At 71.5% G+C, this 26257-nt stretch carries 32 protein-coding genes; 24 read left to right on the forward strand and 8 right to left on the reverse strand.

Annotated features, from left to right (window positions below):
• Positions 1 to 13: 13 nt before the first annotated feature.
• Positions 14 to 862 (forward strand): Scr1 family TA system antitoxin-like transcriptional regulator, encoded by an 849-nt coding sequence (locus ACRAKJ_RS06130; protein WP_438919273.1) that lies wholly within the window; start codon positions 14 to 16, stop codon positions 860 to 862.
• 1 nt (position 863) lies between these two features.
• The gene (locus ACRAKJ_RS06135; RefSeq protein WP_438919272.1) at positions 864 to 1136 is read left to right on the forward strand and encodes a zinc finger protein; all 273 of its coding nucleotides are present in this window, start codon (positions 864 to 866) and stop codon (positions 1134 to 1136) included.
• A gap of 9 nt (positions 1137 to 1145) precedes the next feature.
• On the opposite strand, the gene pepN is transcribed toward ACRAKJ_RS06135, so the two are convergent.
• The gene (gene pepN, locus ACRAKJ_RS06140) at positions 1146 to 3707 is read right to left on the reverse strand and encodes an aminopeptidase N (RefSeq protein WP_438919271.1); all 2562 of its coding nucleotides are present in this window, start codon (positions 3705 to 3707) and stop codon (positions 1146 to 1148) included.
• 210 nt (positions 3708 to 3917) lie between these two features.
• Here pepN and ACRAKJ_RS06145 point away from each other — a divergent pair, with 210 nt between their 5' ends.
• The gene (locus ACRAKJ_RS06145) at positions 3918 to 4532 is read left to right on the forward strand and encodes a mycothiol-dependent nitroreductase Rv2466c family protein (RefSeq protein ID WP_438919270.1); all 615 of its coding nucleotides are present in this window, start codon (positions 3918 to 3920) and stop codon (positions 4530 to 4532) included.
• Between the two features lie 68 nt (positions 4533 to 4600).
• Positions 4601 to 5956, forward strand: a complete 1356-nt coding sequence (locus ACRAKJ_RS06150; RefSeq protein ID WP_438919269.1) for an aldehyde dehydrogenase family protein — start codon at positions 4601 to 4603, stop codon at positions 5954 to 5956.
• A gap of 199 nt (positions 5957 to 6155) precedes the next feature.
• Here the strand turns inward: ACRAKJ_RS06150 and ACRAKJ_RS06155 are convergent, their stop codons facing one another.
• Complete coding sequence (locus ACRAKJ_RS06155) at positions 6156 to 6872, reverse strand: 2-phosphosulfolactate phosphatase (protein WP_438919268.1); 717 nt, start codon at positions 6870 to 6872, stop codon at positions 6156 to 6158.
• Between the two features lie 27 nt (positions 6873 to 6899).
• On the opposite strand from ACRAKJ_RS06155, the gene ACRAKJ_RS06160 reads away from it, so the two are divergent.
• From ACRAKJ_RS06160 to ACRAKJ_RS06190, 7 genes are read left to right on the forward strand one after another with little or no spacing between them, the layout of a single operon-like run.
• A complete protein-coding gene (locus tag ACRAKJ_RS06160; RefSeq protein ID WP_438919267.1) occupies positions 6900 to 7367 on the forward strand; it encodes a ribose-5-phosphate isomerase in 468 nt (155 codons plus the stop codon).
• A 3-nt stretch (positions 7368 to 7370) separates the two neighbouring features.
• On the forward strand, positions 7371 to 8012 hold the full coding sequence (locus tag ACRAKJ_RS06165) for a hypothetical protein (protein ID WP_438919266.1): 642 nt from the start codon (positions 7371 to 7373) through the stop codon (positions 8010 to 8012).
• Positions 8005 to 8811 carry a DNA-formamidopyrimidine glycosylase family protein gene (locus ACRAKJ_RS06170; RefSeq protein ID WP_438919265.1) on the forward strand — a complete coding sequence of 269 codons (807 nt, stop codon included), beginning with the start codon at positions 8005 to 8007 and terminating at the stop codon, positions 8809 to 8811. The genes ACRAKJ_RS06165 and ACRAKJ_RS06170 overlap by 8 nt, the downstream gene beginning before the upstream one ends.
• A gap of 54 nt (positions 8812 to 8865) precedes the next feature.
• Positions 8866 to 9354: a YbaB/EbfC family nucleoid-associated protein gene (locus tag ACRAKJ_RS06175; protein WP_438919264.1), complete on the forward strand. Its 489-nt coding sequence runs from the start codon at positions 8866 to 8868 to the stop codon at positions 9352 to 9354.
• A gap of 37 nt (positions 9355 to 9391) precedes the next feature.
• Positions 9392 to 9697 carry a type VII secretion target gene (locus tag ACRAKJ_RS06180; RefSeq protein WP_438919263.1) on the forward strand — a complete coding sequence of 102 codons (306 nt, stop codon included), beginning with the start codon at positions 9392 to 9394 and terminating at the stop codon, positions 9695 to 9697.
• Positions 9694 to 11406, forward strand: coding sequence for a WXG100 family type VII secretion target (locus tag ACRAKJ_RS06185; protein WP_438919262.1), 1713 nt, complete (start codon positions 9694 to 9696; stop codon positions 11404 to 11406). The genes ACRAKJ_RS06180 and ACRAKJ_RS06185 overlap by 4 nt, the downstream gene beginning before the upstream one ends.
• Positions 11399 to 12184, forward strand: a complete 786-nt coding sequence (locus ACRAKJ_RS06190; protein ID WP_438919261.1) for a hypothetical protein — start codon at positions 11399 to 11401, stop codon at positions 12182 to 12184. The genes ACRAKJ_RS06185 and ACRAKJ_RS06190 overlap by 8 nt, the downstream gene beginning before the upstream one ends.
• Before the next feature lie 48 nt (positions 12185 to 12232).
• On the opposite strand, the gene ACRAKJ_RS06195 is transcribed toward ACRAKJ_RS06190, so the two are convergent.
• Both ACRAKJ_RS06195 and ACRAKJ_RS06200 read right to left on the reverse strand, forming a co-directional pair.
• Positions 12233 to 12997 (reverse strand): hypothetical protein, encoded by a 765-nt coding sequence (locus tag ACRAKJ_RS06195; protein ID WP_438919260.1) that lies wholly within the window; start codon positions 12995 to 12997, stop codon positions 12233 to 12235.
• Positions 12998 to 13058: 61 nt separating this feature from the next.
• Positions 13059 to 14261: a GNAT family N-acetyltransferase gene (locus ACRAKJ_RS06200; protein ID WP_438919259.1), complete on the reverse strand. Its 1203-nt coding sequence runs from the start codon at positions 14259 to 14261 to the stop codon at positions 13059 to 13061.
• A gap of 85 nt (positions 14262 to 14346) precedes the next feature.
• Between ACRAKJ_RS06200 and ACRAKJ_RS06205 the strand changes: the two genes are divergently transcribed.
• Positions 14347 to 15159: a maleylpyruvate isomerase family mycothiol-dependent enzyme gene (locus ACRAKJ_RS06205; protein WP_438919258.1), complete on the forward strand. Its 813-nt coding sequence runs from the start codon at positions 14347 to 14349 to the stop codon at positions 15157 to 15159.
• Between the two features lie 67 nt (positions 15160 to 15226).
• Positions 15227 to 15349, forward strand: a complete 123-nt coding sequence (locus ACRAKJ_RS06210) for a hypothetical protein (RefSeq protein WP_438919257.1) — start codon at positions 15227 to 15229, stop codon at positions 15347 to 15349.
• Here ACRAKJ_RS06210 and ACRAKJ_RS06215 read toward each other — a convergent pair.
• The gene (locus ACRAKJ_RS06215) at positions 15337 to 16038 is read right to left on the reverse strand and encodes an alpha/beta fold hydrolase (protein ID WP_438919256.1); all 702 of its coding nucleotides are present in this window, start codon (positions 16036 to 16038) and stop codon (positions 15337 to 15339) included. The two genes, ACRAKJ_RS06210 and ACRAKJ_RS06215, sit on opposite strands and share 13 nt — an antisense overlap.
• A 93-nt stretch (positions 16039 to 16131) precedes the next feature.
• Complete coding sequence (locus ACRAKJ_RS06220; RefSeq protein ID WP_438919255.1) at positions 16132 to 16479, reverse strand: VOC family protein; 348 nt, start codon at positions 16477 to 16479, stop codon at positions 16132 to 16134.
• 169 nt (positions 16480 to 16648) lie between these two features.
• Between ACRAKJ_RS06220 and ACRAKJ_RS06225 the strand changes: the two genes are divergently transcribed.
• From ACRAKJ_RS06225 to ACRAKJ_RS06235, 3 genes are all read left to right on the forward strand, one after another.
• Positions 16649 to 16915: a hypothetical protein gene (locus tag ACRAKJ_RS06225; protein ID WP_438919254.1), complete on the forward strand. Its 267-nt coding sequence runs from the start codon at positions 16649 to 16651 to the stop codon at positions 16913 to 16915.
• Positions 16916 to 17205: 290 nt separating this feature from the next.
• Positions 17206 to 17826, forward strand: a complete 621-nt coding sequence (locus ACRAKJ_RS06230) for a TRADD-N-associated membrane domain-containing protein (RefSeq protein ID WP_438919253.1) — start codon at positions 17206 to 17208, stop codon at positions 17824 to 17826.
• Positions 17827 to 18268: 442 nt separating this feature from the next.
• Positions 18269 to 18829 (forward strand): HD domain-containing protein, encoded by a 561-nt coding sequence (locus ACRAKJ_RS06235; RefSeq protein WP_438919252.1) that lies wholly within the window; start codon positions 18269 to 18271, stop codon positions 18827 to 18829.
• Here the strand turns inward: ACRAKJ_RS06235 and ACRAKJ_RS06240 are convergent.
• Together ACRAKJ_RS06240 and ACRAKJ_RS06245 are read right to left on the reverse strand one after the other, a co-directional pair.
• Positions 18822 to 19292 (reverse strand): NUDIX domain-containing protein, encoded by a 471-nt coding sequence (locus tag ACRAKJ_RS06240; RefSeq protein WP_438919251.1) that lies wholly within the window; start codon positions 19290 to 19292, stop codon positions 18822 to 18824. The two genes, ACRAKJ_RS06235 and ACRAKJ_RS06240, sit on opposite strands and share 8 nt — an antisense overlap.
• 12 nt (positions 19293 to 19304) lie before the next feature.
• Complete coding sequence (locus ACRAKJ_RS06245; RefSeq protein ID WP_438919250.1) at positions 19305 to 20048, reverse strand: DUF5919 domain-containing protein; 744 nt, start codon at positions 20046 to 20048, stop codon at positions 19305 to 19307.
• 160 nt (positions 20049 to 20208) lie between these two features.
• Here ACRAKJ_RS06245 and ACRAKJ_RS06250 point away from each other — a divergent pair, with 160 nt between their 5' ends.
• The 8 genes from ACRAKJ_RS06250 to ACRAKJ_RS06285 all read left to right on the forward strand — a co-directional run bounded on the left by ACRAKJ_RS06250 (position 20209) and on the right by ACRAKJ_RS06285 (position 26210).
• The gene (locus ACRAKJ_RS06250; RefSeq protein ID WP_438919249.1) at positions 20209 to 20661 is read left to right on the forward strand and encodes a hypothetical protein; all 453 of its coding nucleotides are present in this window, start codon (positions 20209 to 20211) and stop codon (positions 20659 to 20661) included.
• Positions 20662 to 20677: 16 nt separating this feature from the next.
• Entirely contained in the window at positions 20678 to 20869 is a 192-nt protein-coding gene (locus ACRAKJ_RS06255; RefSeq protein WP_438919248.1) for a hypothetical protein, read from the forward strand.
• A 38-nt stretch (positions 20870 to 20907) separates the two neighbouring features.
• Entirely contained in the window at positions 20908 to 21153 is a 246-nt protein-coding gene (locus tag ACRAKJ_RS06260) for an AMED_5909 family protein (protein WP_438919247.1), read from the forward strand.
• Between the two features lie 70 nt (positions 21154 to 21223).
• Entirely contained in the window at positions 21224 to 21436 is a 213-nt protein-coding gene (locus tag ACRAKJ_RS06265) for a transcriptional regulator (protein WP_438919246.1), read from the forward strand.
• Positions 21437 to 21794: 358 nt separating this feature from the next.
• Positions 21795 to 23264, forward strand: a complete 1470-nt coding sequence (locus ACRAKJ_RS06270; protein ID WP_438919245.1) for an FtsK/SpoIIIE domain-containing protein — start codon at positions 21795 to 21797, stop codon at positions 23262 to 23264.
• On the forward strand, positions 23261 to 24865 hold the full coding sequence (locus ACRAKJ_RS06275; RefSeq protein ID WP_438919244.1) for a replication initiator: 1605 nt from the start codon (positions 23261 to 23263) through the stop codon (positions 24863 to 24865). The genes ACRAKJ_RS06270 and ACRAKJ_RS06275 overlap by 4 nt, the downstream gene beginning before the upstream one ends.
• Positions 24866 to 24879: 14 nt before the next feature.
• A complete protein-coding gene (locus tag ACRAKJ_RS06280; RefSeq protein WP_438919243.1) occupies positions 24880 to 25068 on the forward strand; it encodes an excisionase in 189 nt (62 codons plus the stop codon).
• Positions 25068 to 26210 (forward strand): tyrosine-type recombinase/integrase, encoded by a 1143-nt coding sequence (locus ACRAKJ_RS06285; protein WP_438919242.1) that lies wholly within the window; start codon positions 25068 to 25070, stop codon positions 26208 to 26210. The genes ACRAKJ_RS06280 and ACRAKJ_RS06285 overlap by 1 nt, the downstream gene beginning before the upstream one ends.
• Positions 26211 to 26257 lie beyond the last annotated feature (47 nt).

The following is a 26257-nucleotide window of genomic DNA, read 5'->3' on the forward strand; positions in this document are numbered from 1 at the left end:
AGCAGGGGGGAATGTGGAGCAGGAAGAGAAGTCGCCGGCTCGTCTGAGCACGGCGCGGAGTCGGGAACTGGGCGAGGAATTGCGCAGGGTGCGGCACCGGTCGCGGATGTCCTCCGCGCAGGTGGCCGAGGCGTTGGGGTGGTCGCTGGGCAAGTTGTCGAAGCTGGAGACCGGCAGCCGGGGCACGAGCCCGTGGGAGATCGGCACGCTGCTGGGGCGCTGCGGCGCGGACAAGGCCACCCGCGACCGGGTGCTGGCCATCGCGATCGAGGCGGACACGGGCAACTTCGTGCGCCGCAACGACCCGACGGCGGACACGCTGCTGGCCGTGACGCTGCACGAGAACGCCGCCCGCACCGTGGCGTCCTACGAGCCGCTGACCGTGCCGAGCCTGGCGCAGACGGAGGACTACGCGACGGCGCTCACCGGCGACCGGGCCGTGGCCCGTGCCCGTGCCGCCCGCCAGGAGGCCCTGCGCCGCGAGACCGGTCCGCGGACGGTGATCTACGTGCACGAGGCGGCGTTGCGCCTGGTCGTGGGCGGGATGAGGGTCATGCGCGACCAGATGCTGAGGCTCACCCTGATGTGCGGCTGGGCGAACTTCAGCCTGCTGGTGGTCCCCATGACGGCCCACTCGCACGGGGTGCTGCGCAACCCGGCCACGCTGCTCACGTTCACGCCGCCGATCAAGCCGCTGGCCTACACCGAGACCGACAGCGCGACGGTCTTCCACGACGACCCGACCGTGATCGCCGAGTACGAGGCCAAGATGCGCGCCCTGAGCCGCCTCGTGCTGCCCGCCGAGCAGTCCCGGGAGGTCTTCGCCCACTGGGCGGACGCCTACGACAAGAGGGGTCGCTGACATGTCCCTGCGTCCGTTCCGCTGGCTGCCGCACAACGGCAAGCGGCACGCCGTGAAGCACGACGCCATCGCCTACGAGGAGACCACCACCCTGTGCGGCGAGGAGGTCACCATCCCGGCCCGCCCGCTCCCGCGCACCGACTGGTACTGGCCCACGTGCCGCGACTGCGACACCGCCTGGCGCGCCGCCGAGGGCATCCCACCCGTCCCGTCGGTGGTTCCGGCGCAACGGGGTGGCACCGAGCGGTGCCACCCCGTTGTCGTTGAGCGCTGACGCCCCGGCTCAGGACCGGTCGAACTCCTGGGCGGCCAGGGCGCGCACGATGCCCGCGCGGCCCTCCGAGACCAGGCGGCGCAGGGCCGGCGGGCGTTCCTCGGCCAGCCAGGCGTCGGCCGCCTCCACGGTGGCCGGGGTGATCGACCAGGACGGGAACAGGCCCACGACCATCGACTGGGCCCGCTCGCTGGAGCGGCGGTCCCACACGTCGGCCACGTCGGCGAAGTAGCGCTCCACGAACGGCTGGAGCAGCGCCTTCTGGCCGGGGTGCTGGATGCCCGCGATGACCGCCTCGGACACCGCGTTGGGCAGCTCGTCGTCGTTGACCGCGCGGTCCCACGCCTCGGTCTTCGCCTCGACGGTGGGGCGCAGGGCCCGCGCCGACTCCGCCCGGCGGCGGCCGGTGGCGGTCGGGTCGCGCTCCTCCTCGGCGGCGATGTCCTCCAGCGAGGCGGCGCCGTGCGCGACCAGCGCGTGCAGCAGCCGCCACCGCAGGTCGGTGTCGACGTCGAGGCCCGGCAGCGAGTCGGTGCCGTCGAGCCAGCTCCGCAGCACCGCGACGGTCGCGTCGTCGAGCACGGACCCGGCCAGGGCGTTCACGAACGCCAGCTGGTGGTCGGAGCCGGGCTCGGCGGCGCGGGCCAGCTCCAGCGTCTTCGCCGTGAACCGCTCCCAGCCGCCGTCGCGCCACGAGGCGTCGGCGTACGACGACAGCGCCGTCTGGGCCTGGAGCAGCAGCCGCTGCACGACGCCGACCTCGGTCTCCGCGTGCAGGCCGCCCAGCACCAGGTTCACGAAGTCGCGCGCCTTCAGCTCGGCCTCGCGGGTCATCTCCCACGCGGCCGACCAGCACAGCGTGCGCGGCAGCGGCTCGGCGATGTCGGCGATGTGGTCGATCAGCGACGCCAGCGAGTCGGGGTCGAGCCGCATCGTGCAGTAGGTCAGGTCGTCGTCGTTGACCAGCACGAGCTTGCCGCGGTGCACGCCCACGAGGTCGGGCACCTCGGTGCGCTCGCCCGTCACGTCCAGCTCCACGCGGTGCGTGCGCACGAGCTTGCCGGAGGCGTCGGAGTCGTACACGCCGACCGCCAGCCGGTGGGTGCGCAGCTCGCCCGCGCCCGGCCGCGCCCCGCCCTGGAGCACGGCGAACTCGGTGAACTTCCCGTCGGCGTCGACGGTGAACTTCGGCCGCAGCAGGTTCAGGCCGGTCGTCTCCAGCCACTGCGCGCTCCACCACGACAGGTCGCGGCCGGACGCCTCCTCCAGCGCGCCGAGCAGGTCGGCGAGGGTGGCGTTGCCCCAGGCGTGCTTGCCGAAGTACACCTTCAGGCCGGACAGGAAGTTCTCCAGCCCGACGTAGGCCACCAGCTGCTTGAGCACCGAGGCGCCCTTGGCGTAGGTGATGCCGTCGAAGTTGACCTCGACCGCCTGGAGGTCCGGGATGTCGGCGGCCACGGGGTGCGTGGACGGCAGCTGGTCCTGCCGGTACGCCCACGACTTCTCGATCTTGGCGAACGTCGTCCACGCCTGCCGGTACTCGGTGGCCTCGGCCTGCGCCAGCACGGACGCCCAGGTGGCGAACGACTCGTTCAGCCACAGGTCGTCCCACCAGCGCATGGTGACCAGGTCGCCGAACCACATGTGCGCCATCTCGTGCAGCACGGTCTCGGCGCGGCGCTCGTAGAGGTAGCGGGTGACGCGGCTGCGGAAGACGTAGTCCTCCAGGAACGTGACGCAGCCGGCGTTCTCCATCGCGCCCGCGTTGAACTCGGGCACGAAGCACTGGTCGTACTTGCCGAACGGGTACTTCACGCCGAACGCGCCGTGGTAGAAGCCGAAACCCTGCTTGGTCTCGGTGAACAGGCGCTCGGCGTCCATGTGCGGGGCCAGCGACGCGCGGCAGTAGATGCCCAGCGGGATCGTGGTGTCCCCGTCGGTGAACTCGTCGCGCCACTCCGCGTACGGGCCCGCGACCAGCGCGACCAGGTACGTCGACATGGGCTTGGTGGTCCCGAAGGTGTGCACGTCCGCGCCGCCCAGACCGTCCTCAGTGGACTCGATCGGGGCGTTGGACACCACCTTCCAGTGGTGCGGCGCGGTGACCACCAGGGAGTAGACCGACTTCAGGTCGGGCTGGTCGAAGCACGCGAACATGCGCTTGGCGTCCGCGGTCTCGAACTGGGAGTAGAGGTACACCTCGCCGTCGACCGGGTCGACGAACCGGTGCAGGCCCTCGCCGGTGTTCATGTACCGGCAGTCGGCCTCGACCGTCAGCTCGTTGACCTCCGCGAGGTCGGGCAGGTGCAGGCCGTCCTCCTCGCGGTAGGACGAGACGTCCACCTCGCGGCCGTTGAGCACGGCGCGGTGCACGGTGGCGGCCACGATGTCGACCCACGACGACGCGCCCGGCGTCCGGCTGCGGAACGCGACCGTCGTCGTGGAGCGGAACGTGTCCGACCCGGGCTTCCCGCCGCCGTCGGTCAGGTCCAGCTCGATCCGGTAGGAGTCGACTTCCAGCAGCGCAGCCCGCTGCTGCGCCTGGTCGCGGGTGAGGTTGGGTGCCGCCATGGTCACCTCGTCTGCCGGCGCACGGGGCGCTGACCTCGTCGGAACGGGGAACGGTGTCGTGAGGGTGAACACGACTCCCGCATCCAATCACGTGGGACGGCCGGAAGTGGACTGGCGTCCGAGGGAAGACTGCGCGGGTCCGGTTGGTTGTGCAGGATCGGGACATCTCATTGGCGGTCGGTCCGCCACCCTCACGGAGGAGAACACCGCATGTCGACAGAGGGCCGCACGAAGGTCGACTTCTACTTCGACCCGATCTGCCCGTTCGCGTGGATCTCGTCCCGGTGGATCCTGGAGGTCGAGAAGGAGCGGGACATCGACCTGGACTTCCGGGTGATGAGCCTGTCGGTCCTCAACGAGGGCCGGGACCTGGACGACCACTACTCCGACATGATGCGGCGGGGCTGGGGGCCGGTGCGCGTCGCGATCGCCGCGGCGAAGCTCAAGGGCGACGACGTGCTGCGCGACCTCTACACCGCGCTCGGCACCCGCATCCACAACCAGGGCGTGAAGGACTGGGACCAGGTGGTCGTGGAGGCGCTGGCCGAGCTGGACCTGCCCGCCGACCTGGCCGGGGCCGCCCACACCGACGAGCACGACGAGGACCTGCGCGCGTCGCACCACCGCGGCATGGACCCGGTGGGCACGGACGTCGGCACGCCCACGATCCACATCGACGGCGTGGCGTTCTTCGGGCCGGTGCTCAGCAGGATCCCGCGCGGCGAGGACGCCCTGAAGGTCTTCGACGGCGCGCGGGCGCTGGCGAGCTTCCCGGAGTTCTACGAGCTGAAGCGCACCCGGACCGGGCGCCTGGACTTCTCCTGAGTTCCGCGGTGTGACACTCTGGGGCTGCTTTTGCCGTCGAGTGTCACACCGTCGTCCGGGGGTGCGCAGTGATCGAGGTCGTCAACCCGACCACCGAGGAGGTCGTCGGTACCGTCCGCGCGGGCACCGCCGGTGACGTGGACGCCGCCGTGACCAGGGCCGTCGTCGCGTTCCCCGGGTGGGCGGCGACGTCGGTGGAGGACCGGCTCGCGGTCGTGCGGGCCGTGGCCGACGGGCTGGCGGCGCGGGCGGACGAGCTGGCGTCCACCATGACGACGGAGATGGGCACGCCCATCACGTTCGCCTCGAAGGTGCAGGTCCCGAACCCCATCGGTATCACCAGGGGCATCGAGGCCACACTTTCGAGTGGTTATTTTGACGGTGAGGAGATCGGCAACTCGTTGGTGCTGCGCGAGCCCGTGGGCGTCGTCGCGGCCATCACGCCGTGGAACTTCCCGTTGCAGCAGATGGTCGCCAAGGTCGTGCCCGCCCTCGCCGCGGGCAACACCGTGGTGCTGAAGCCGAGCGAGCTGGCCCCGTTCACCGCCGACCTGCTGGTGGAGGTGCTGCACGGCGCGGGCGTGCCCGAGGGCGTGTTCTCCCTGGTCCACGGCACGGGCCCGGTGGCGGGGGAGGCCCTGGTGGCGCACCCGATGGTGGACGCGGTGTCGTTCACCGGCTCGACCCGCGCCGGCCGCCGCGTGTCCGCGCTGGCCGCCGAGACGGTCAAGCGGGTCTCCCTGGAGCTGGGCGGCAAGTCCGCGAACGTCGTGCTGGACGACGCCGACCTGGCCCGCGCGGTGAAGGTCGGCGTGGCCAACGCGTTCATGAACAACGGCCAGGCGTGCAGCGCGTGGACGCGCCTCCTCGTGCCCGCCGAGCGGCACGACGAGGCCCTGGAGATCGCCGTCGCCGCCGCCGCGAAGTACACCCCCGGCGACCCCTCGCTGCCCACCACCCGCCTAGGCCCGGCTGTGTCGGCCGCCCAGCGCGACCGCGTGGTGGCCCACATCCGCGCCGGCGTCGCCGAGGGCGCGAAGCTCGCCCTGGGCGGACCCGACCACCCCACCGACCGGGGCTTCCACGTGCGGCCGACCGTGTTCGGCGACGTCGCCCCGGACATGTCCATCGCCCAGGAGGAGATCTTCGGGCCGGTCCTGTCCGTCATGCCGTACCGCGACGAGGACGACGCCGTCCGCATCGCGAACTCCACCGTCTACGGCCTGGGCGGCGCCGTCTTCTCCGCGGACCCGGACCGCGCCCTCGCGGTCGCCAAGCGCCTGCGCACCGGCCAGGTCGACATCAACGGCGCGGCCTTCAACACCGCCGCCCCCTTCGGCGGCTACCGCCAGTCCGGCAACGGCCGCGAGTTCGGCCGCCACGGCCTGGACGAGTTCACCGAACTCAAGTCCGTCCAACGCTGACCCCCGGCGAGAGTCCAACGCCCAGGCCCCGAGAGTCGTACCTTCAGGTCGCGAGAGTCGTACCTTCGGGACCTCTGAGTTCTACGTTCCGGACGTAGAACTCAGGGGTCCTGGGCGTTGGACTCTCGAGGCCCCGGCGTTGGACTCTCGCGACCTGGGCGTTGGACTCTCGGGGCCTGGAGGTTGGACTCTCGCGGGGTCAGGCGGAGCGGAGGACGTTGTCGACCAGGCGCGGGACGGCGGTGCTCACGTCGACCTCGCAGGCCAGGGCCACGTCGGCGACGTGCCCGGCGGCGATCAGCTCGCGCCCCGACACGCACCCGGCCACCGCGTCCGCCACCGACGTGCGCTCGAACGCCCCCGCCGCCATCGCGGCCTCCACCGACGGGGTCCCGTGGTCCAGCAGCGCCGACACCACCGCGCCCGCGCCGAGCAGGTCCTCCACGGCCGGGCGCAGCGGACCGGAGTGCGCCGTCTTCGGGCTGTTGATGTCGATGCCCCACCGCTCACCGCCCGGCACCACGCCGATCGGCCCGCCGCCCGCCAGCGACCGCGCGGCCTCCGCGACCGCGCTCGCGTTGCGCAGGCACGCCGCCAGCACGATCGACCCGCTGTCCGCCGCCAACGCGCACAACGTGGCCCCGTTGGGCGACGGCAGCTCCAGCTCCGTCCCCGCCGGCACCCCCACCAGCGACGACGGCCTCAACGACCACGACGGGTCGGCCGGGCGGGCCGCCCGCGACCTGTCCACCCACCGCACCGGCCGCACCGAACCGCCGCGCGCGACCACGACGTCGGTCGCCGTCGTGAACGACAGCACGTCCACCACGACCAGGACCGCGCACAACCCGCCGAGCGCGGCGACCCCCTCCGCACCCCACTCCAACCGGAGCCGGTAACCCTCTTGACCGAACACCCGGCCAAGGATGGCAGACTTCCTGACGTGCGCGTTTACCTGGGATCGGATCACGCGGGCTTCGAGCTGAAGACCGCCCTCGCCAAGCACCTCAGCGACGCCGGCCACGACGTCGTGGACGTCGGCCCGGCGGTGTACGACGCCGAGGACGACTACCCGCCGTTCTGCATCGAGGCGGCCACCCGGGTCGTCGCCGAGCCCGGCACCCTGGGCGTGGTGATCGGCGGCTCCGGCAACGGCGAGCAGATCGCCGCCAACAAGGTGCCCGGCGCCCGCGCCGCCCTCGCCTACAGCGTGGAGACCGCGAAGCTCGCCCGCGAGCACAACGACGCCCAGCTGATCGGCCTCGGCGCGCGGATGCACACCACCGAGGAGGCGTTCGCCATCGTCGAGGCGTTCCTGGCCACCCCGTTCTCCGGCCAGGAGCGGCACGCCCGCCGCATCGGCATCCTCGCCGACTACGAGCGGACCGGCGAAGCGCCGCCCCTGGCCTGACCGGTGATCCGCGAGCTGCTGTTCCGCGACCTCGACGACGTCTACCTGACCGAGCCGCGGACCGTGATCGAGGGCGCGTTCGACGAACCCCGGTACCTCGAACGGGTGCCGGGGCTGCGCGCCGTCCTCAGCGACGACTCGGAGCGGCGCCACCACCGCTACCTCGCCGTGGTGGCGCTCGCCACGTGGGGCCACGACCCGGTGTACCCGGTGGTCGAGGGCATCGCCGAGGCCGGTCGGCGCTCGCCGTGGTTCAACACCGTCCTCGCCGAGGACCGCGACGCCACGTTCCCGGAGCTGGCGGGCGCGGTCGCCGAGGGCCGCCGGTTCACGTCCTCGCCGGCCCGCCTCGCCGCGGTGAACGCGCTGATCGGCCTCGGCGACGAGGTGCACTTCGGCTGGCCGCTGCGCTACGCCGCCGACGAACCCGGCACCGCCGACGCGCTGGCCGCCGTGCTCGACCGCGGCCTCGACCGCACCGACGAACCGGACTTCGACCGGACCGCGCAGCTCGCCATGCTCTGCTCGGTGCTGGCCGCGCACGCCCCCGGGCGCGCCGTCGACCCGGCCCGCCGCCTGCTGCGCCGCGACTCCCGGCAGCTCGTCCGCCTCTACCTGAACCAGGTGGTCCCGTTCCGTGCCTGAAGGCCACACGCTGCACCGCCTCGCCCGCCTGCACCAGCGCCGCTACGCCGGTTCGGTGGTGCGCGTGTCCAGCCCGCAGGGCCGGTTCGCCGCGTCCGCCGTCGACGGCAGGCTGTTCGAGCGCGCCGAGGCGCACGGCAAGCACCTGTTCCACGTGTACGGGCCGGACGCGACCGTGCACGTCCACCTCGGGCTCTACGGCGGGTTCACCGAGTCGCCGCACCCGGTGACCGAACCCGTCGGCCAGGTGCGGATGCGGGTCGTCGGCCCCACGCACTGGACCGACCTGCGCGGGCCCACCCGGTGCGAGGTGCTGACCGACGACGAGGTCGCCGCGCTGCACGCCCGCCTCGGCCCCGACCCGCTGCGCCGCGACGCGGAACCCGACCTGGCGTGGGCGAAGGTCCACGGGTCCCGACAGACGATCGGCGTGCTGCTGATGGACCAGTCCGTGCTCGCGGGCGTCGGCAACGTCTACCGCGCCGAGGTGCTGTTCCGGCACGGCCTGAACCCCTACGTCCCGGGCCGCGACCTGGACAAGGCGCTGTGGGACGACATGTGGCTCGACCTCGTCGTGCTGATGCGCGCGGGCGTGGGGGCCGGCCGGATCGACACCGTGCGGCCCGAGCACCTGCCCGAGGTCACCGGCCGCGCGCCGCGCGAGGACCGGCACGGCGGCGAGGTCTACGTGTACCGGCGCACCGGGCAGCCGTGCTACCTGTGCGGCACGCCTGTGGCCGGCGCCGAGCTCGCCGGCCGCAACCTGTACTGGTGCCCCACCTGCCAGCCGGCGCGCTAACGGAATACCGTCCCCGCACGATCCTGTGACGCAGGAGGACTGAGGGGGCGTGCGGTGACCGATCCCGTGTTCGGTGGCGACGAGGTGCGCACGGAGCAGGAGATCGCCCGGTGGGCGGCGGGCGTGACGGCGAAGGCCGAGAAGTACCAGGAGATGAGCAGGCGGGTCGCCGCGGTGAGCATCACCGAGGTGTCCCGCGACGGCCTGGTGCGGCTCACCGTGGACGCCACCGGCGCGGTGCAGACCCTGGAGATCAGCGAGCGGGCGAACGGCGGCGCGCAGCTGGCCGCGACCATCCTGGCCACCATGCGCCGCGCGCAGTCCCGGATCGCCGGCGCGGTCTCCGACGTGGTGGGCGAGGTCGGCATCCAGGAGCCGGGAACCGCCGACGCCCTCGTCTCGTCGTACCGGCAGCGCTTCCCCGAACCACCGTCGGACACCCCGCCCTGGGCGGACCAGGTTCGTCCGACCGCACCACCGCCGCCTGCGCGGCGGCCCGTTCAGGACGACGACGACTGGGAAGGCCCCTCGGTCACCGAATGAGGACCACCGGGTGGGGCAGGCGAGCGAGGGGCGGAACGTGAGCGGTTACGAGGTCCCGGTCGAGGAGCTGCGCGGGCACGCCGACCGGTTGCGGGCGGTGGAGGACCAGCTCAACCAGGCCCTCGACGCGGCCCGCCGGGTCAGCATGTCCGGCGAGGCGTACGGGAAGGTCTGCACGATGTTCCCGCCGATCGTGTCGTTCGTCAGCGGCGCGGGCATCGAGTCGATCGGCGAGTGCGCGACCTCCGTCGGCGACGCCATCGCCTCCGTGCGGGGCGCGGCCGACGACTACGAGAACGTCGACCGCGGCAACGCCTCCGCGTTCGCGGGCGGTGCCGCGTGAACAACCCGTTGGTGGCGGAACGGCGCGACTCCACGACCGGTTACACCGGCATCGGCATCGCCGAGTCGGCCGCGGACCTCTACAACGGCGTCTCGTCCGGCTCGTGGGTCGAGGGCGGCCTCGGGTTCGCGGGCACCGGCCTGGAGATGCTCTCGCTCGTCCTCGACCCGCTGGGCACGCTGCTCCAGTACGCCGTGTCGTGGATCATCGAGCACGTCGGGCCGCTGCGCGACGCCCTGAACTGGCTGGCGGGCGACGCCGACCAGATCGCCGCCTACGCGACGACGTGGCAGAACGTGTCGCAGTCCGTCGGCCGGGCGCACGAGGCGCTGACCTCCGAGGTCGCCCGCGGCACGGCCGGCTGGACGGGTGCCGCGGCCGACGCCTACCGCCGGTCGGCCGCCGAGCGGGCCGAGCACATCACCGCGGCGGCCGGGTGCTCCGCCACCGTGGGCACGGTCGTGCAGGTCGTCGGCGTGCTGGTCGGCACGGTGCGCGGCATCGTGCGCGACCTCGTCGCCGAGTGCGTGGCCACGCTCGTCGCCCGCATCCCGCAGTGGCTGGCCGAGGAGGCCGTGACGCTCGGCTTCGCCACGCCGCACGTGGTGGCCTCGGCCGTGGCGATCATCGCCAAGTGGGTCAACCGGATCTCCGACGTGATCACCAAGCTGGTCCGGTCGGTCGCCAGGCTGCGGCCGCTGATGAACCGGCTCGGCGAGATCTGGGAGGCGATCGGGAAGGGGCTCAAGGGGCTGAAGCGGGCCGACGCGCCCGGTGCGCCCCGCACGCCCGACCCCGTGACGCCGCACGCCTCGCCCGACGTGAAGCCGCAGGGCGGGACGATGCCGTCCGGCACGACCGCGCCGTCGTCCACCCCGGGCCCGACCGCGCCGACCGTGTCCGCGCCGCCGACGACGCACACCCCGCCCGCGACGCCCTCCGGTACGACCGCGCCGTCCGGCGCACCCGTGTCCGCGCCGCCCGTGACGCACGCCCCCTCCGGGAGCACCGCGCCGTCCGGCACCACGACGCCTTCCGGGACCACCGTGCCGTCGTCCGCGACCACGTCCCCGCCGACCGGCACGACCACGCCCTCCGCGACCACCACCGCGCCGCCGACGACCCCGGTGTCGACCGGGGGCGGCGGCGGGTCCGGGCCCAAGATCATCCGGCGCGACGACCACTTCCCGGACACCGTCAACAGCGGCGGCATCCGCAAGTCGCACCTCGACGCCGACGGCAACCTGGTGCCCGCCAACCCGCACGGCAAGACCGAGCCGTGGCAGCACGTGCTGGGCGGCAAGGACAAGGTGGCCAAGGCGGACAGCCCGTACACCTCGTTCAGCGTCGAGGGCGGCGACGCCAAGCTGTACGGCAACAAGGAGGTCCGCCTCGACCACGAGCGGCTCCAGGCCGACATCGACGCGGGCAAGGTCACCGACGTCGAGATCCTGCCGCCCGCCAAGGTGGAGGCGTCGTTGCAGGGCGAGGTCAACCGGCTCGCCGGGCGCGACGTCGACGTGACCCTGCCGCACGACGCGACCCCCGACCAGGTGCGGAGGTTCGCCGAGGACCTGGGGCTGTCCAAGGGCAAGACCGAGTCGATCATCAGCCGCGTCCAGGGCCTGCTCAACACCCGCCGCGACGGCGAGTGGCTGATCAAGGGCACCGTCCCGGCCGAGTACGTCCAGGGGCCATACGATGTCTGAGGTGGACGGCCTGGTCAGGGAACTGCTCTACACCGACTTCGACGGTCACCCGGTGGGCGACCCGGACGAGGTGATCAACGCCGCGTTCGACGACGACCGGTACACCGCGCGGGTCGAGCCGCTGCGCGGGCTGCTGGCGACCGGAACGCCCTACGAGCGGTTCCTGGCCTGCTGCGCGCTGGCCACGTGGGGCGAACTGGACGGCTACCGGGCCGTGGTGGACGCGGCGGCCGACCCCGACGCCTCGCCGTGGCGCGGTGAGCTGGTCGACCGGCGCTACTCGGTGGACGAGACGTTCGCCCACCTGGCCCGCGCGGTCGGGCTGGGGGAGGACTTCACCGCCGCCAAGGGCACCGAGGAGGAGCGGCTGGGCGCGCTGCGCGCGCTCGTCCGGATCGCCGACACCGAGTACTTCGACTGGCAGCTGGCGTTCGCCCTGGACCGGCGGACCCTGCCGCGCGTCGTGGACGACGTGGCGGCCGTGGTGCGGCGCGGCACCGACCGGTTGGCGGGGGACGAGCGGCCGTCGTTCGACCTGGGCGTGCAGCTGGCCGACCTGGTGGCCGCTGCGGCGCAGGTCGACGAACGCCTCGCCGTCGGCCTGGGCGGCGACCTGGTGCGCGTGGACAGCTCGCCGAAGGTGCTCGTGCACCTGGCGGCCGTCGTGTCGCGCGGCACCGGGCCGGTGACCCTCAAGTTCGCCGACTACCTCGCGTCGGTCGGCGACGACGAGGTGCGCAAGGCGTTGGCCGACGCCCTGGCCCGCCGCAACGGGTAGGGCGCCGGCCGGGACGTGCCCCCGGTCGGGACCGGGGGCCGGCGGGGGCTAGAAGTCGAAGCCCCCGCCGAAGTCGCCGCCACCGAAGTCGCCGCCGCCGCCGAAGTCACCGCCCGCGTCGCCACCGGCGTCACCACCGTCACCGCCGCCGTCACCACCGTCGCCGCCGTCCTCCTGGCCGTCGGCGTACCCGTCGGCGTAGGCCACGCCCGCCATGCCCGAGAACATCGCGCTGAACAGCAGCATCGAACCGAGGCCCCACGCGCCCGCGACCAGCGCCGGCTTCCACCACGGCTCCGAGTACCAGCCCTGCGGCACCGGCCGACCGGCCACCACACCGCCGGGGTAGTAGTGCGGCGTCCGCGAACCCGGCTTCGGCGAGGCGATGTAGCGGTGCCCCTCCACCTCGACGTCGCGGTCCTCCGACACCTTGCCCGCGCGGCCCTGACCGGTGAGGTCGGGCAGCTCCGGACCCGGGTCGATGCCCATCGCGGTGCGCGCGGCCCGCACGTAGTACAGGCCCTCCATCGCGGTCTGCGTCACCAGCCGGCACTGCTCCACCGTGCGGGCCTGCTCCATCTGCGACCCGGCCGCGGTGAACCGCTCCGAGGCGTCCGCCATCGCCTGCTGCGAGGCCACGTCCGTGCCGGTCAGGTTCATCACCTGCCCGCCGAGCCGCTCGACCCACCGCCGAGCGTCGGCCTGCGCGTCCTCCAGCTCCCGCTGCCGCCTGGTCGCGGCCGTCTTCACGTAGTACCAGCCGGCGCCCACGACGAGGACCAGCAGCACGAGCAGCACTATCCCGGTGCCCATCAACCCTCCCGGTGCCTGTGTCCCGACAACGCGCGGTGACCGGTGCGGGTTCCCGAAAAGCCTAGAAGACCTCGGGGCAGTGGGGTTCGCGCTCACCGAGGAAGGCGTGCGACAGGGCGCGCACGGCACCCGGCGTGACCTCGTGCACCTGCTGCGCGCGGGCCAGCACGGCGAGCCTCGTCCCGCCGAGGTAGGCCGCGCCCAGCGCCTGCGCGTCCAGCCGCACGTCCGGGTCGGCCGTCACCCGTTCGACGGTCGCCGCGCCGCCCTCCGCGGTGAACCTGACCCGGCCCGCGTTCCACGGGCAGAACGCGTCCTCGACCTCCAGCACCAGGTCGACGTCCGAGGAGTAGCGGCGGGCGGCGAGCGCGCGGTCCACGTCCACCAGGCGCGCCCACAGCGAGTCCGCCCGGCCGCGCAGCGCCAGCCGCGGGTCCGCCAGCAGGTGCGTGACCGGGTCGTCGGGGGCGGTGTAGAACTTCAGCTCGCCCACCATGTCGAGGTCGAGCAGGTAGCGGTACAGGGCGGCGAACGCCTCGTCGGTGCGGGCGACGAGCTCGCGCACGTGCACCTCGTTGCGCGGGCCCCGGTCCTGCCAGTCGTGCTTGACCCGGTAGACCACGTACCCGTCCGGGTGCAGCGCGTACCGGTAGGCGGTGAGGCCGCCGCGGTCGCGCTCCTCGTCGGCGAGCTGGTGGGCCCAGTTGGCGCCCGTGCGGCTCAACCAGCCCGGCCGGGTGGGGCGGAGCTCCTGGTAGAGGGCGTCGAGCACCGGCATCGCCTCGTCCCGGCCCACCTCGCGCACCCGGCCGTCACCGGTGCGGACGTCCCGGCGGAACGCCGCGCCGCGCGGCACCGACAACCGCGTGAACTCCGCGGCCTGCCCGTAGCCGAACCGGCCGTAGATGCCCGCCTCCGACGCCCACAGCAGGGCCACCGCCTCGCGGCCCTCCTCGTGCAGGCCGTGCAGCTGGGCCGTCATCACCCGGGTGAGCACGCCGCGCCGGCGGTGACCGGGCCGCACGCCCACCGACGTCACCGCCGCGACCGGCACCGGACCCGCGCCCGGCACCGTGACCTCGCGCGACTGGACGCCCCCGCCGCCGATCAGCTCGTCGCCGTCGAACACGCCGTGGTGCCGCTCGGGTTCGAACAGGTCGCGCCACCGCTCGGCGTCGACCGTGTCGAACTGGAACGCCTGGTCGACCATGCGCTGGAACTCCGGCAGGTCCGCCGGGCCCAGGGTGCGGAGGGTGAGCGCCATGCGCTCGTTCATACGCCGGTCACCGCCGTCGCGCGAACGGATTCAGGGGTCGCGCCCGCCGGTCGTGATCGGCCATGCTGCGTCCTTGGACGCCCAGGCACCCGACCGGCAGGCACCCGGACAGCCGCCGGACCCGCGGTCGCCGGACCCGCGGTCGCCGGACCCGCAGTCACTGGACCCGCACGAGCTGGCGAACGCCCTGCGCACCGAGGCGGCGTCGCCGGCGGCGGCGGTCGACCTCTCCCGCCTCGACCGCCCGGTGCCCGCGTGCCCCGGCATGACCGTGCGGGACCTGGTCGAGCACGTCTCGGCGGTCCACCGGCACGTGACGCGCTGGGTGACCCGGGGCGCGCGCCCGTCGACCACCGCCCCCGAACAGCCGCCGCCGGGCACCGACCCCGTGGACCGCTACCGCGTCGGCGCGGCGGCGCTGCTCGGCGTGCTGGACCCGGCGCGCGCGGCGGAACCCGCGGCCACGTGGTGCCCGTGGGACCAGACGCTCGGGTTCTGGCTGCGCCGCATGGCGCACGAGACCGCCGTGCACCGCGTCGACGTGCAGGCCGCCGACGGCCTGGCCGCGCCCCTCGAACCGGGGCTCGCCGCGGACGGCGTGGACGAGGTGCTCCGCCTGTGGCTGGGCTGCCACCAGCCGCCGCGCGCCCACGCGTCCGGCGCCGCCGTGTCGCTGCGCGTGCCGGGCCGCGAGTGGACCGTCGCCCTGCACGAGGGGATCGTCGACTACTGCCCCGGCGCGGCCCCGGACGCCGTGGTGAGCGGCTCGGCGTCCGACGTCGACCTGTGGCTGTGGGGCCGCTGCCCCGAGTCGTCGCTGTCGGTGGAGGGCGACGTCGCCGCCGTGCGGGCGTTGCGCGACGCCGTGGCGGCCGTGACGGTGTAGGAAGGCGCCAGTGCGTTCACCGCACATCGCGGTGAACGAGGGCCGTACGGGGGAGGACACTGTTCCGGTGCGCAACCTGTCGCTGGTCCTGAGGTGCCTGGTGACCTTCGCGATCGGCGTGCTCATGGTCCTGCTGGCGATCAGGTTCGGCGAGGTCCTGTGGCGCGCGGTGACCGCCTACGGCAGGTGATCCGCCAGGTCCGGCGGCACCCCGTGGCCGCCGTCGAACACCCGGACGACCACCCCGGGCAGCTCCCGCACCCGCCGCACCACCTTCCGCGCGTCCTGCGCCCGGCTCCGCCGCCCCACCAGGACCGTCGCCCTGGCCCGGACCCGCGCGAGGTCGACCCGGCGCGGCAGCACCAGCCCCGTGCGCCAGTGGGTGAGCGCGATGACCGCCGCCGCACTCGGCTCGACCCCCGAGATCCACCGCAGGTAGCGCCGCCAGGCCCACTCGCCCCCGCTCACCTTCGCGGCCACCGCGTAGAGCACCGCGCGAACCCGGTAGGGCGCGAAGGCCCCGGCCGCGGGCTCGACCAGCACCACCTCGCCCACCGGGTGCAGCGCGGCGACCCACGCCCCGTAGGACACGCCCACCAGCAGCGGGTCGTCCAGCCCGAGCCCGTCGAGCACCTCGCTCAACCACGCGTTCATGTCCGTCAACGGCCGCGTCTGCACCCCGCCACCCGCGTCCCCCAGGACGTCGACCGCGTACACCGGCCTGCCGATGCCGCGCACCACACCGGCCCACATCGCCGACGTGACCCCGGCCCCGTGCAGCAGGACGACGGCCCGACCGCCACCGTTCCGCCGGTAGACCCTCGTCGTCCCCCACGAGGTCGGCACGTCGAGCACCTCGTGCTCCGGCCACTCCGCCATCGCCGCCGCGTAGGCCGACCGGAACCTCCCCGCCGCCGCCCCACTCCGAAACTGCCCCACCCCGGCCACAGTTCCCCCCTCAGCGTCTGTCAGTCATCCTCGACAAGGGGTGACGAAGCAGAACTCGTTCCCCTCGGGATCGGCCAACACCTGGAAGCTGCCGCTCTCGTCGGTCCGAACGTCACCCACCACGGTCGCCCCCAACCCCGCGGCCAGCCGGGTCGCCGCGCCGATGTCGTCGGTCGTGACGTCGAGGTGGAGGCGGTTCTTCACGGCCTTGCCCTCGGGCACGGGCTGGAACGCGAGGCGGGGCCACCCGGGCGGCACGACGTGCGACCACCCGGAGGGGCGGTCGACGACGTCACCCCCGAGCACCGCCGCCCAGAACCGGACGAGCGCCGCCGGTCGCCGGCAGTCCACGACGATCTGCTCAAGTCGCACACCCCATGATGCGCGCCCCGGGCCCCGGCGTCCCCCGAACCGCGAAGTCCACAAAGGACGCACCCTCGCCCGCGCCTGGCACCAGGTTCACCCGCAGGAGGTCCACCCGTTCCGCCCCACCGGTCCGATCCCTTGTGCCACCCCGGGTCCGAGGACCAAGCTTCGCGCCGTGCACCACCACCCCACCGCGGCCACCCCGCCGCGCACCTACTACGCCGCCGTGACCCGGACGGTGCTGACGGCGCTGGGCACCACCCGCCCAACCGCGCCCACCGCCGTGGTCGTGGAAGAGTTGGCAACCGTCGAGGAGCTGCGCGAAGCAGTGGAGGGGCAGGGGCACGCCGGAGGCACGACGGCACCGGCGGAGCAGGCCGCATCACCGGGTGAACGACACCTGCACGCGATTGACCTGCAAGGGGAAGACGAGAGCGGGTGACGGGAATCGAACCCGCATGACCAGCTTGGAAGTGCGGCGTCAACCCCAGCTCACCGCTCGTGACCAGTTGGCGCCTCAACCGCAGTTGACCGCTGCTGGCCCCGTTGGCCTGGGCTAATCGCACGCTAATCGCACGGTCGGGCAGGGTGTCCCGCCTACCTTAAGACGCCCGCAAGCCTCGCAAACGGGTGAATCCACGGTCACTTTGTCGGAAGTCGCACAACGACAGCAGTGATCTTGAATCAAGTAGTAAGGTCGACTACGTTGCTTGGACTGACGGGAGCGTCTCGATGAGTGGCGAAGATGGCGACCAAGACATAAACGACAACAGAGTGGTCAACGTTTTCCATGGGAATGTTGTTCAATCTGTTCAGTTTGGCGGGCGCGTAACTCTTGACGGGAAGATTGATGCGTACTCGGAGCGCCGTCAGTCCTTCTTGTTCGACTTCTATTCACAGGCCTTCAAGCAGGCTGAAATTACTTTCCGTATGAGCTTTATATTTATGGCAATCGGTGCGGCTGTCGTACTTGTAGGCGGTGGTCTGGCACTCCTGCGTGGGGGTGGCCCCGGTCTCAACTATGCGGCTCTCGTGTCGAGTGTGAGTGGTGTCATCATTGGAACGTGTGGCGGCGCATTCGCACTCCATGCTAATCGTGCGCGGAAGCACTTGACCGAGCAGGCTGAGAAAATTGAGAAAGATCTTCAATCCGATCGGCGAGTGCAGCAAACTCTTCAACTCATCGAACAGGTCGACGACCAAGTGCTAAGAGATCGACTGAAGAGTGTTACTGCTATGCGCGCTCTTGATGTCGAGCCAGATGCCCAAACTGTTACCAGTCACCTGCTGTCAGAGATTCCTGCTGTAGAGCCGAAAGCGTTGCCTCGAAACAGGCGGCGCGATTCGCGGTGAACCGTTCTGGTGGGGTTTGAATCGTATGCAGGCTCGCTGCTCGGAGGCGGTGATTTTCGTTAGGCGCATGTCGCGAAACCGCGATCCTCGTTGGCAAGACGGCGGAGCCGTCGCGGCAGTCGATCGCCGTGCCCAGCGCTGGCAGTCGTATGACCGTGCGATCGTCCCGAGCCTGGTGACTGGGAGTGGCTTGGCGACAGCACGCATCCGTGTGCGCGCCGCTTCGCCTGCCACATGCATCGACTCCGCGCGCGGCCGACGGGCGGAGCGGAGCGGGAGCCCGGCGTGCCGCGATGCGGGGAGTCGGTGCAAGTGTGCACCGGGACTGGCCGCGCGTCGCCGCATGCGGCGCGCCTTGATCCCGTAGAGCGGAATTCGGCAACGCAGCAGGTTAGACCGGTTGCGGTGCTGCGGCGCGAGCGGTCTGCCTAGGGTGTTGGGCGTGGATCTGGTCGCACGGGCCTACTCAGTGGCTGAAGGTCGGCTCGCCTCATCGTTGCCTCGGCGGTGGACGCATGTGCGAAGCGTTGCGAAGCGGGCTGGGCTGGCGGCTGAGGTCGTTGAGGATGCGGAACGGGAGCTGTTGACGGCGGCGGCTGTACTTCACGATGTGGGGTATGCGCCGGAGCTGGCGGAGACCGGGTTTCATTCGCTTGATGGGGCTCGATACCTCGAACGGCAGGGCTTTCCGGAGCGGTTGTGTGCGCTTGTGGCTCATCACTCGTGCGCCTACCGGGAGGCGGAGTTGAGAGATTGCTCGGCGGAGCTGGCGCGCTGGATGGATGAGCAGACGTCGCTGCGGGATGTGCTGTGGTGGGCGGACATGACCACCGGGCCGGATGGCGACACGATCGGAGTTCGCGAGCGGATCGCGGAGATTCAGGCTCGGTATGGGCCGGAAGACCTGGTGACCTTCTTCGTCCGCCAGGCGGAGCCTGAGTTGGTGGCTGCGGTGGAGCGTACGGAGGCTCGGTTGTGGGACGCTGGGGTTGAGGTCAGGTGAAGTAGGGATCGGCGCGGTTGCTTAGGCCGTGCTCGATGCGTAGGCGGATCGATGGGTGGATGTCCAGGTTCGGTAGGCGGTCGGGTTCTACCCAGTCGACCTCCTTGGACTCACTGCTTGTGCGCAGCTCGCCTCCAATGGGCTGAGCGCGAAAGCAGATGGAGAACTCCTGGCGCACCTCGCCGTCGTCGTAGGCGATGACGTGGTTCGGGTTGGAGTACAGACCGACTAGGCCGGTGACCTCTACGTGGATGCCGGTTTCCTCTTCGACCTCGCGGACGACGGCTCGGGAGAGGGTTTCGCCTACCTCTTGACCACCGCCGGGGATGGCGTACTTGTCGTTGTCGGTGCGCCGGATCATGAGGAGACGGCCGGTTGAGTCCTGGACGATGGCGCTGACGGCTACCCGGATGCTGTTCGCCTTCGGGCCGTTCGGGTCGTTGAGGTAGTCGGTGCGACTCATGGCTCGACCTTGTCAGAAGGTGGCGCGCTTCGCTCCGGCCCAGACGGCTTCCATGCTCTCGGAGTAGGTCTCGAAGAGGTCGCCTGCGGAGAGGCGGCGCAGGTGGAGGGCTGGAGCGTGGGCACCGGGGAAGCCGTAGACGTGGGTGTTGACGATCATCTCGTCGTCGAAGCGGAACACCGAGTTGTAGAGGGTCGTCTTGTGGAGGCGGACCTCGATGCCGGGGACGTCGGCCAGTGGACGGACGAACGCCAGGGCGTTGCGGATGCGGGCGGCGACGGTGCCCTTGCCCAGCTGTTCCTCCTCGCTCCGCCTGGACGCCTCGCGGGCTGCTGGGTCGCCGAAGAGGAGACGGATGCGGGTTCCGGCCTCGGCCTTGCGGCGCAGCTCCTTGGCGAAGGTCGGGCGTTCGACCAGGAACAGGGCGGCCAAGGAGAGCACTTCGATGTGCTTGGTGGCGTCGTTGAGGAGGCGGTCCCACAGGTCCGCGGGGACGTTGTTGCGGTGGGGGTAGACCTTGACCACCTCGGACTCTGCGATCTCCGCCTTGCGGTCGGCAGCCACCGCGTCGGGCCACAGGTAGTTCTCGGTCTCTCGGACCATCGAGGCGATGGCGTGACGGTGGCGGGGGTAGGGGACTCGGCCCCTGGTGATCCAACGCTCCACGGTCTTGGGGTCTACGCCGGTCGCCCTTGCCACGTGGTCCAGGTCCAGGCCGTTGCGGAGCAGGGCTTCTCGGAGGCGTTCGTTGGCCATCGGTACCTCCGTGGTGACGACTTGGGACGTCTTCAAAGTAGCAGGGACGTCCTTAGAAGTCCCGCTATGCGGTGCTTGCGTCCCGCTGATCAGCCGAAAGTGGTGAGTGTCGAGATGCCGGACAGGTGGTCCGGCCGACGCTGACGACAGGAGAACGGCTGTGGCGATCTCGGGTGGGAGCAGGCTCCCCACGTCGCACGACTTCGTGTTCCCCCGTGGGGCGCTGGTGATGGGTGTGGAGCCGGTGCTCAAGTTCCAGACGGCGGAGGAGCGCAGCAAGGGGCTGCCCGTCCAGCAGGAGACCGACAAGGAGTCGGGGCTGTTGGTGTGGTCGGTGCTGGTGATCGACCAGGCGGCGGAGCGCAAGACCGATGCTGTGGTCACGGTCAAGATCGCCGCTCCTCACCAGCCGGTGCCGCCGGAGGCGATCCCGGGCACGGACGTGCGACCGGTGGTCTTCGAGGGGCTGACGGTCACCCCTTGGATTGACGACAAGGCGTGCCGGGGTGCGCACGGAGGTGAGCGGCACCGGTGCCGGGCGAAGCTCGGGTACAGCCTGCGGGCCTCCGGCATGGGGCCGGTTGTCGTGAAGTCCTCTGCCAAGGCCGCGTAGTCCGGTGGGTGCGGACATGGTGCGGGTTCACGTCACCGCTGACTTACCGATTCGCGGGTCGGCCCTGCCCTTCGCCGATCGGGTGGAGGTCCGGTTCGGCAAAGCGTTCCCGGTGGTCCTGGTGATCGACCGAGCGGCGCTCGCCGGGCTGCGGGCCGCGCTGGAGCAGGGAGCGAACGAACTCGACAGTGCGGGAGGTGCGGTGTGAAGGCCAAGACGAGGACGCCTGACCCGTGGGCTGCGGCGATGGCGGTGACATTGCTCAAGGACGCGCACGAGATCGTGGGTCGGTTGATGCCCGCGCCGGATGCCGAGCCTGAGGTGTTGCGGGACTTCTACCTGCGGTCGGCTCAGGTCTACGACCGGGTGGCGGAGGTGGACCGGGGGCACCACCACGAGGCGCTGTACTGGGCGAAGCGGGAGCGGTCCAAGGGTGAGCGCATCGCCCGTGTGCTGGAGATGGGTACGGCTGGGGGTGGGAGTGATGAGTAGTCCGCGGTTGCGTTCGGTCCCGGTCGGGAGGTCCGGGCGTGTCGTTGGTCGGCGCGATCTGGGGTACACGGTGCGGCTGCGGGCGGAGGTGTTCCGCAAGGCGGTGACGCTGGCCGGCTACCGGTCGGACTACGAGTTGGCGCGGGCGATGGGCGTCAACCGCTCGACCATCAGTCGGGTGAGGTCGGGGACCTTGACGCCGGGGCAGGGGTTCATCGCGGGGGCGTTGGTGGTGCTCGCGCCGATGGGGTTCGACGACCTGTTCACAGTCGATTCGCAGTAGGACCTGTGTGGCGTGGTGTGGGCCGCGTCGGCGGACAACTGAACAGATCACGTCCTGGTGGGTGTGGTCGCGGGGAACGGGCCGAGTCTTGGCGGGCCAAGCCTGTTCCCCGCGACGCACTGACCGGGCATCTCATGCGGTTTTCGTTGACACACAAGGGAAATCCGGTCATGTCAAGGCTATCGGTACGTGGGGGACGTGCGTCAAGTCGACGCGGTTCGTCCGATGTGTGGAAGCTGTCCAACGGTCGCCCCTGCGGGATGTGCGGGCGGTTCGGCGTCTACGCCCCGAACCAGCTCCTCTGCTGTTCCTGCCTGGGCTGGTTGCCTCTGATCTTCGCCCCAGTGGGGCGTGCGTGATGGGCGGTGGTGGTCGATGGGTCGATCCGGCTCCGTTCGAGGGTGCTCGGCCTCGGGTGCCGTGGTGGGTGCTGGTGCCGGGCAAGCTGCGGTGGCTCGCGTTCTTGGTGGCGCTGGTGTGGCTGGTGTTCGCCGGGGGCATGCGCCTGGTGCTCGTTGTCATCCGGTACCCCGTGGTCACGTTGGTGCCGGTCTCGGCGGCCTGGTGCTGGTGGCGGTTCGGGTTCTCGCCGCTGGTACTGGCGCTGTTGTCGCTGGTAGCGGGTCTGATCATCTGGTCTGGGCTGGATCGGGACTCGTTCCTGCGGCACTGCTGGTACCGGCTGCTCACCGAGTGGCGGCGGGCAACCGTCTATGTGCCTCGCTGGCGGTCGGTGATGCGCCTGGCGGACCTCGTCAAGCGGGATCGGGGGCGTGAGTACCGGCCCGAACTGCGGCGGGTGCGGTCGGAGGGGTGGCGGGACCGGGTTCGGGTGCGGATGATCCCGGCGCAGGCCCCGGAGGCGTGGGAGCTGCGACGGGACGGGCTGGCGCACTCGTTCGGTGCTCGGTCGTGCCGGGTGCGGGTGCTGCGGCCTCGGGTGATCGAACTCGACTTCGTCCACCGCGACCCGCTGGCCCGACCGCTGCCCGTTCCCGCGCTGACTGATGGCGAAGTCGACCTCAAGCGGGTGGTGGTCGGGCGGACGGAGACCGGCAAGCCGTGGCGGCTGCGACTGCTCGGGTCACAGGTGCTCGTGGTCGGCGTGCCCGGTGCGGGCAAGGGCTCGGTCCTCTGGGCGATCGTGTGGCAGCTCGCCCCGGCGGTCCGGGCCGGGCTCGTGCGCCTGGTGGGCATCGACCCGAAGGGCGGCATGGAACTCGGGCAGTGCCCGGACGCCTTCGACCGCGTCGTGTACGACAACGGCCCGGAAGCTGTTGCCCTGCTTGAGGAAATGGCCGCAGAGGTCAAGGAGCGGGCGACTCGGTACCGGGGTGTGCGGCGGCTGTGGGCACGCTCGACCGGGGAGCCGTTCACGGTCTTGGTGGTCGATGAGCTGGCGGACCTGATCGCCTATCAGCCGGACAAAGGGCTGCGGGAGCGCGCGGCGCGGGCCATCCAGACGATCACCTCTCAGGGGCGGGCTCCGGGGTACGCGGTCGTCGGGCTGGTACAGGACCCGCGCAAGGAGGTCGTGGGGTTCCGGCACCTGTTCAGCACCCGCGTGGCGCTCCGCCTGGACGAGCCACAGCAGGTCGACATGGTCCTCGGCGACGGCGTGAGGCAGCGGGGCGCGGCGGCTCACGAGATCGGCGAGAACACGCCCGGCGTCGCCTGGGTCAAGCAGGACGGACAGCGGGAGCCGGAGCGGGCTCGGGCCTTCCACGTCACCGACGCGGACCTGGTCGAGCTGAGCACGTTCCTGGCAGACGCCCAAGTGCACGACTTCCCGGCTCGGCCGGACGGCACGGGGGAGGTGGCGGCATGAGCGAGTACCTGACCCGTGCGGACCGCATGAAGCAGCCGGCGGCGCTCGACGTGGCTCGGGCGGTGGCCGAGGAGCACGGGGTGTGCGTTCGTCCGCTCGCCAAGGAGCGGATCGACCTGGACACCGGCCGGGTGGACATCGTGCCGGTGCCGTGCGGCTCGACGGTCTCCAGCGTGTGCCCGACCTGTGCGGAGAAGAACCGGCGGTTGCGGATGGCGCAGTGCCGTGAGGGGTGGCACCTGGCCGAGGAACCCGACTTCACCCCCGACGCGCCGACCGAGGATCAGCGGGCGCTGACGGCGTTCCGGGCCGACCTGGTCAAGGCGTACCGGGCGGCCGTCGAGGAGGAGGACGAGATCGGCGCGGAGGAGGTGCGCGAGGAGGTCACCGAGGTTGACGAGGAGCTGCGGCAGCTTGGAGTCCGCGGGAAGCTCCCGGCCCTGGAGGCCCGGCCTCGGGCTGTCCGGAAGCGGTCGACCAGGCGGCGGCAGGACGCGCCCAACCTGCCTCGGCGGCCCGTGACCAAGCGGACGGTGGGGCGGGTGTTCGGGGGCAGGTACCGGCCCTCGACGTTCCTCACCCTGACGCTCGACAGCTACGGCAGGGTGCGCAGCGACGGCACGCCGGTCGACCCGACGACGTACGACTACCGGCGGGCGGCTCGGGACGCGGTGCACTTCGCGGCCCTGCTCGACCGGTTCGTGCAGAACCTCCGGCGCTGCGTCGGCTGGGACGTGCAGTACTTCTCCACCGTCGAACCGCAGCGTCGGCTGGCGCCGCACTGGCACGCCGCCGTCCGGGGCTCCATCTCGCGCACGGAGCTGCGGGCCGTCGCCGAGGCCACCTACCACCAGGTGTGGTGGCCCGCCCACGACGAGATCAAGTACAGCGGCGACCACCGCCCGGTCTGGGACGCGCGGGCCAGGGGGTTCGTCGACCCCGTCACCCGCGAAGCGCTTCCCACCTGGGAGGAGGCGCTTGACCAGGTCGAGCGTCCGGCGCACGTGGCCCGGTTCGGGGTGCAGGTGCACTCCAAGGGCATCCTCGGCGGCACGGAAGAGGCCGGGCGGCACATCGGCTACCTGACGAAGTACCTCACCAAGTCCATCGGTGAGTGCTTCGAGGCGCGGACCGGCCGCCAGGAGGACCACGCGGAACGGCTGTCCGCCGAGCTGGCCGTCACGCCCTGCTCGCCGCAGTGCCCCGTCTGGCTGCTCTACGGGGTCCAGCCCAAGGGCGCTCGGCTGTCGATGGAACCCGGCAAGTGCAAGGGCAAGGCGCACAAGCGCTCCACCCTCGGCGTGGCCGGCCGGCGGGTGCTCGTGTCCCGGAAGTGGTCCGGCAAGTCGCTCGCCGACCACAAGCACGACCGACTCACCTTCGTTCGGCAACTGCTCGCCGACGTGGGGATCACCGGCGACGACCAGCCCCGGCGGGTCGTCTGGAACAACGTCCGGCCCGGTGACCCGAACGTGCCCCCAAGACCACACCTGCTGCTGCGGGCGGTCGCGGAGCGGCGTCGCTGGAAGGCCGAGTACACGGCGGCGCTGCTCGCCTCGGCCGGACCGCCGAACTCTTCGGCAACCGCTCAAGCTGCGTGAACAGGGGGGCAGGCATGACCGATCACCTCACCGTCGCGGAAGCGGCGGAGTACATGAACACCACCGTCCGGTTCGTCCGGCGGCTCATCGCGGAACGGCGCATCGCCTTCCACCACCTCGGGCGGCACGTGCGGCTCAAGCGGGCCGACGTGGACGACTTCATCGACACCGGCCGGGTCGAACCGGTCAGGAGGGCCGCCTGATGGCGAACAAGAAGAACCACCGGCAGTTCGGCCACATCCGCAAGCTGCCGTCCGGCAGGTTCCAGGCGAGCTACCTGGGGCCTGACGGGCTGCGGAGGTACGCGCCGGACACCTTCACGACCAAGACCGACGCCAACGCCTGGCTGTCCACGGTGGAGGCCGATCTCCTCCGGGGTGAGTGGGTCGACCCGCTGCTCGGGAAGGTGGCGCTCAAGGAGTACGGGGAGCGGTGGATCAAGGAACGGCAGCTCGGTGTCCGCACTCGCGAGGAGTACAACCGGCAGTTCCGGCTCTACGTCGACCCGTTCCTCGGGGCGAAGCTGCTCAACTCGATCACCACGGAGACGGTGCGGACCTGGCGGCAGCACCTGCTCGACAGCGGCCGGTCGCACAGCACAACGGCCAAGGCGTATCGGCTGCTGCGGGCGATCATGAACACCGCCCTGGACGACAACCGGGTCAAGCGCAACCCGTGCCGGATCAAGGGGGCAGACCAGGAGCACGCGCCCGAACGGCCCGTGGCGACCGTGGAACAGGTCTTCGCGTTGGCGGAGGGCATGCCCTCCCGGTTCCGGGTGCTGGTGCTCGCCGCCGCCTTCACCGGTCTGCGGTGGGGTGAGCTGATCGCCCTGAGGCGCTGTGACGTCGACCTGGACGCGCCCTCGGTCCGGGTGCCCCGGCGGCTCGCCCAGCTCGACAGCGGCCGGCTCGTGGAGGGACCGCCGAAGTCGCAGGCCGGCTTCCGGACGGTCGCCCTGCCGGGCATCCTCGTGGACGACTTCCGGCGTCACCTGATGGCGTTCGTCAAGGCCGGGGCGGAGGAACTGGTCTTCATCGGCCCCAAGGGCTCACCGCTGAGGCGGAGCAACTGGCGCAAATCGGTCAAGTGGGCCAGGACCGTGGAACTGCTCGGCCTGCCCGAGGGCTTCCACTTCCACGACCTCCGCCACACGGGCAACAACCTCGCCGCCGCGTCCGGTGCCAGCACGCGGGAGCTGATGCACCGCATGGGGCACGGGAGCATGAGGGCGGCCCTGATCTACCAGCACGCGACCAGCGAGCGGGACAAGGAGATCGCCGACAACCTGAGCGAGAGGGTCCAGGCGGCGAGGGACCAATCGCACGCCAATCGCACGACGTGATCGACGGGCGCTGCGGGGGTGTGGCCTCGAAGGGGGCTGCACCCCCG

The organism is Saccharothrix sp. DSM 118769 (assembly GCF_052936295.1).

What these genes read in the sequence shown, in the direction of transcription:
- ACRAKJ_RS06195 (WP_438919260.1), bottom strand. Translation starts at nt 12,997, where the DNA reads ATGGGCACCGGGATAGTGCTGCTCGTGCTGCTGGTCCTCGTCGTGGGC.
- ACRAKJ_RS06245 (WP_438919250.1), bottom strand. Translation starts at nt 20,048, where the DNA reads ATGGCCAACGAACGCCTCCGAGAAGCCCTGCTCCGCAACGGCCTGGAC.
- ACRAKJ_RS06260 (WP_438919247.1), top strand. Translation starts at nt 20,908, where the DNA reads ATGGCGGTGACATTGCTCAAGGACGCGCACGAGATCGTGGGTCGGTTG.
- ACRAKJ_RS06255 (WP_438919248.1), top strand. Translation starts at nt 20,678, where the DNA reads ATGGTGCGGGTTCACGTCACCGCTGACTTACCGATTCGCGGGTCGGCC.
- ACRAKJ_RS06240 (WP_438919251.1), bottom strand. Translation starts at nt 19,292, where the DNA reads ATGAGTCGCACCGACTACCTCAACGACCCGAACGGCCCGAAGGCGAAC.
- pepN (WP_438919271.1), bottom strand. Translation starts at nt 3,707, where the DNA reads ATGGCGGCACCCAACCTCACCCGCGACCAGGCGCAGCAGCGGGCTGCG.
- ACRAKJ_RS06145 (WP_438919270.1), top strand. Translation starts at nt 3,918, where the DNA reads ATGTCGACAGAGGGCCGCACGAAGGTCGACTTCTACTTCGACCCGATC.
- ACRAKJ_RS06200 (WP_438919259.1), bottom strand. Translation starts at nt 14,261, where the DNA reads ATGGCGCTCACCCTCCGCACCCTGGGCCCGGCGGACCTGCCGGAGTTC.
- ACRAKJ_RS06275 (WP_438919244.1), top strand. Translation starts at nt 23,261, where the DNA reads ATGAGCGAGTACCTGACCCGTGCGGACCGCATGAAGCAGCCGGCGGCG.
- ACRAKJ_RS06230 (WP_438919253.1), top strand. Translation starts at nt 17,206, where the DNA reads ATGAGTGGCGAAGATGGCGACCAAGACATAAACGACAACAGAGTGGTC.
- ACRAKJ_RS06190 (WP_438919261.1), top strand. Translation starts at nt 11,399, where the DNA reads ATGTCTGAGGTGGACGGCCTGGTCAGGGAACTGCTCTACACCGACTTC.
- ACRAKJ_RS06270 (WP_438919245.1), top strand. Translation starts at nt 21,795, where the DNA reads ATGGGCGGTGGTGGTCGATGGGTCGATCCGGCTCCGTTCGAGGGTGCT.
- ACRAKJ_RS06215 (WP_438919256.1), bottom strand. Translation starts at nt 16,038, where the DNA reads ATGGCGGAGTGGCCGGAGCACGAGGTGCTCGACGTGCCGACCTCGTGG.
- ACRAKJ_RS06280 (WP_438919243.1), top strand. Translation starts at nt 24,880, where the DNA reads ATGACCGATCACCTCACCGTCGCGGAAGCGGCGGAGTACATGAACACC.
- ACRAKJ_RS06135 (WP_438919272.1), top strand. Translation starts at nt 864, where the DNA reads ATGTCCCTGCGTCCGTTCCGCTGGCTGCCGCACAACGGCAAGCGGCAC.
- ACRAKJ_RS06285 (WP_438919242.1), top strand. Translation starts at nt 25,068, where the DNA reads ATGGCGAACAAGAAGAACCACCGGCAGTTCGGCCACATCCGCAAGCTG.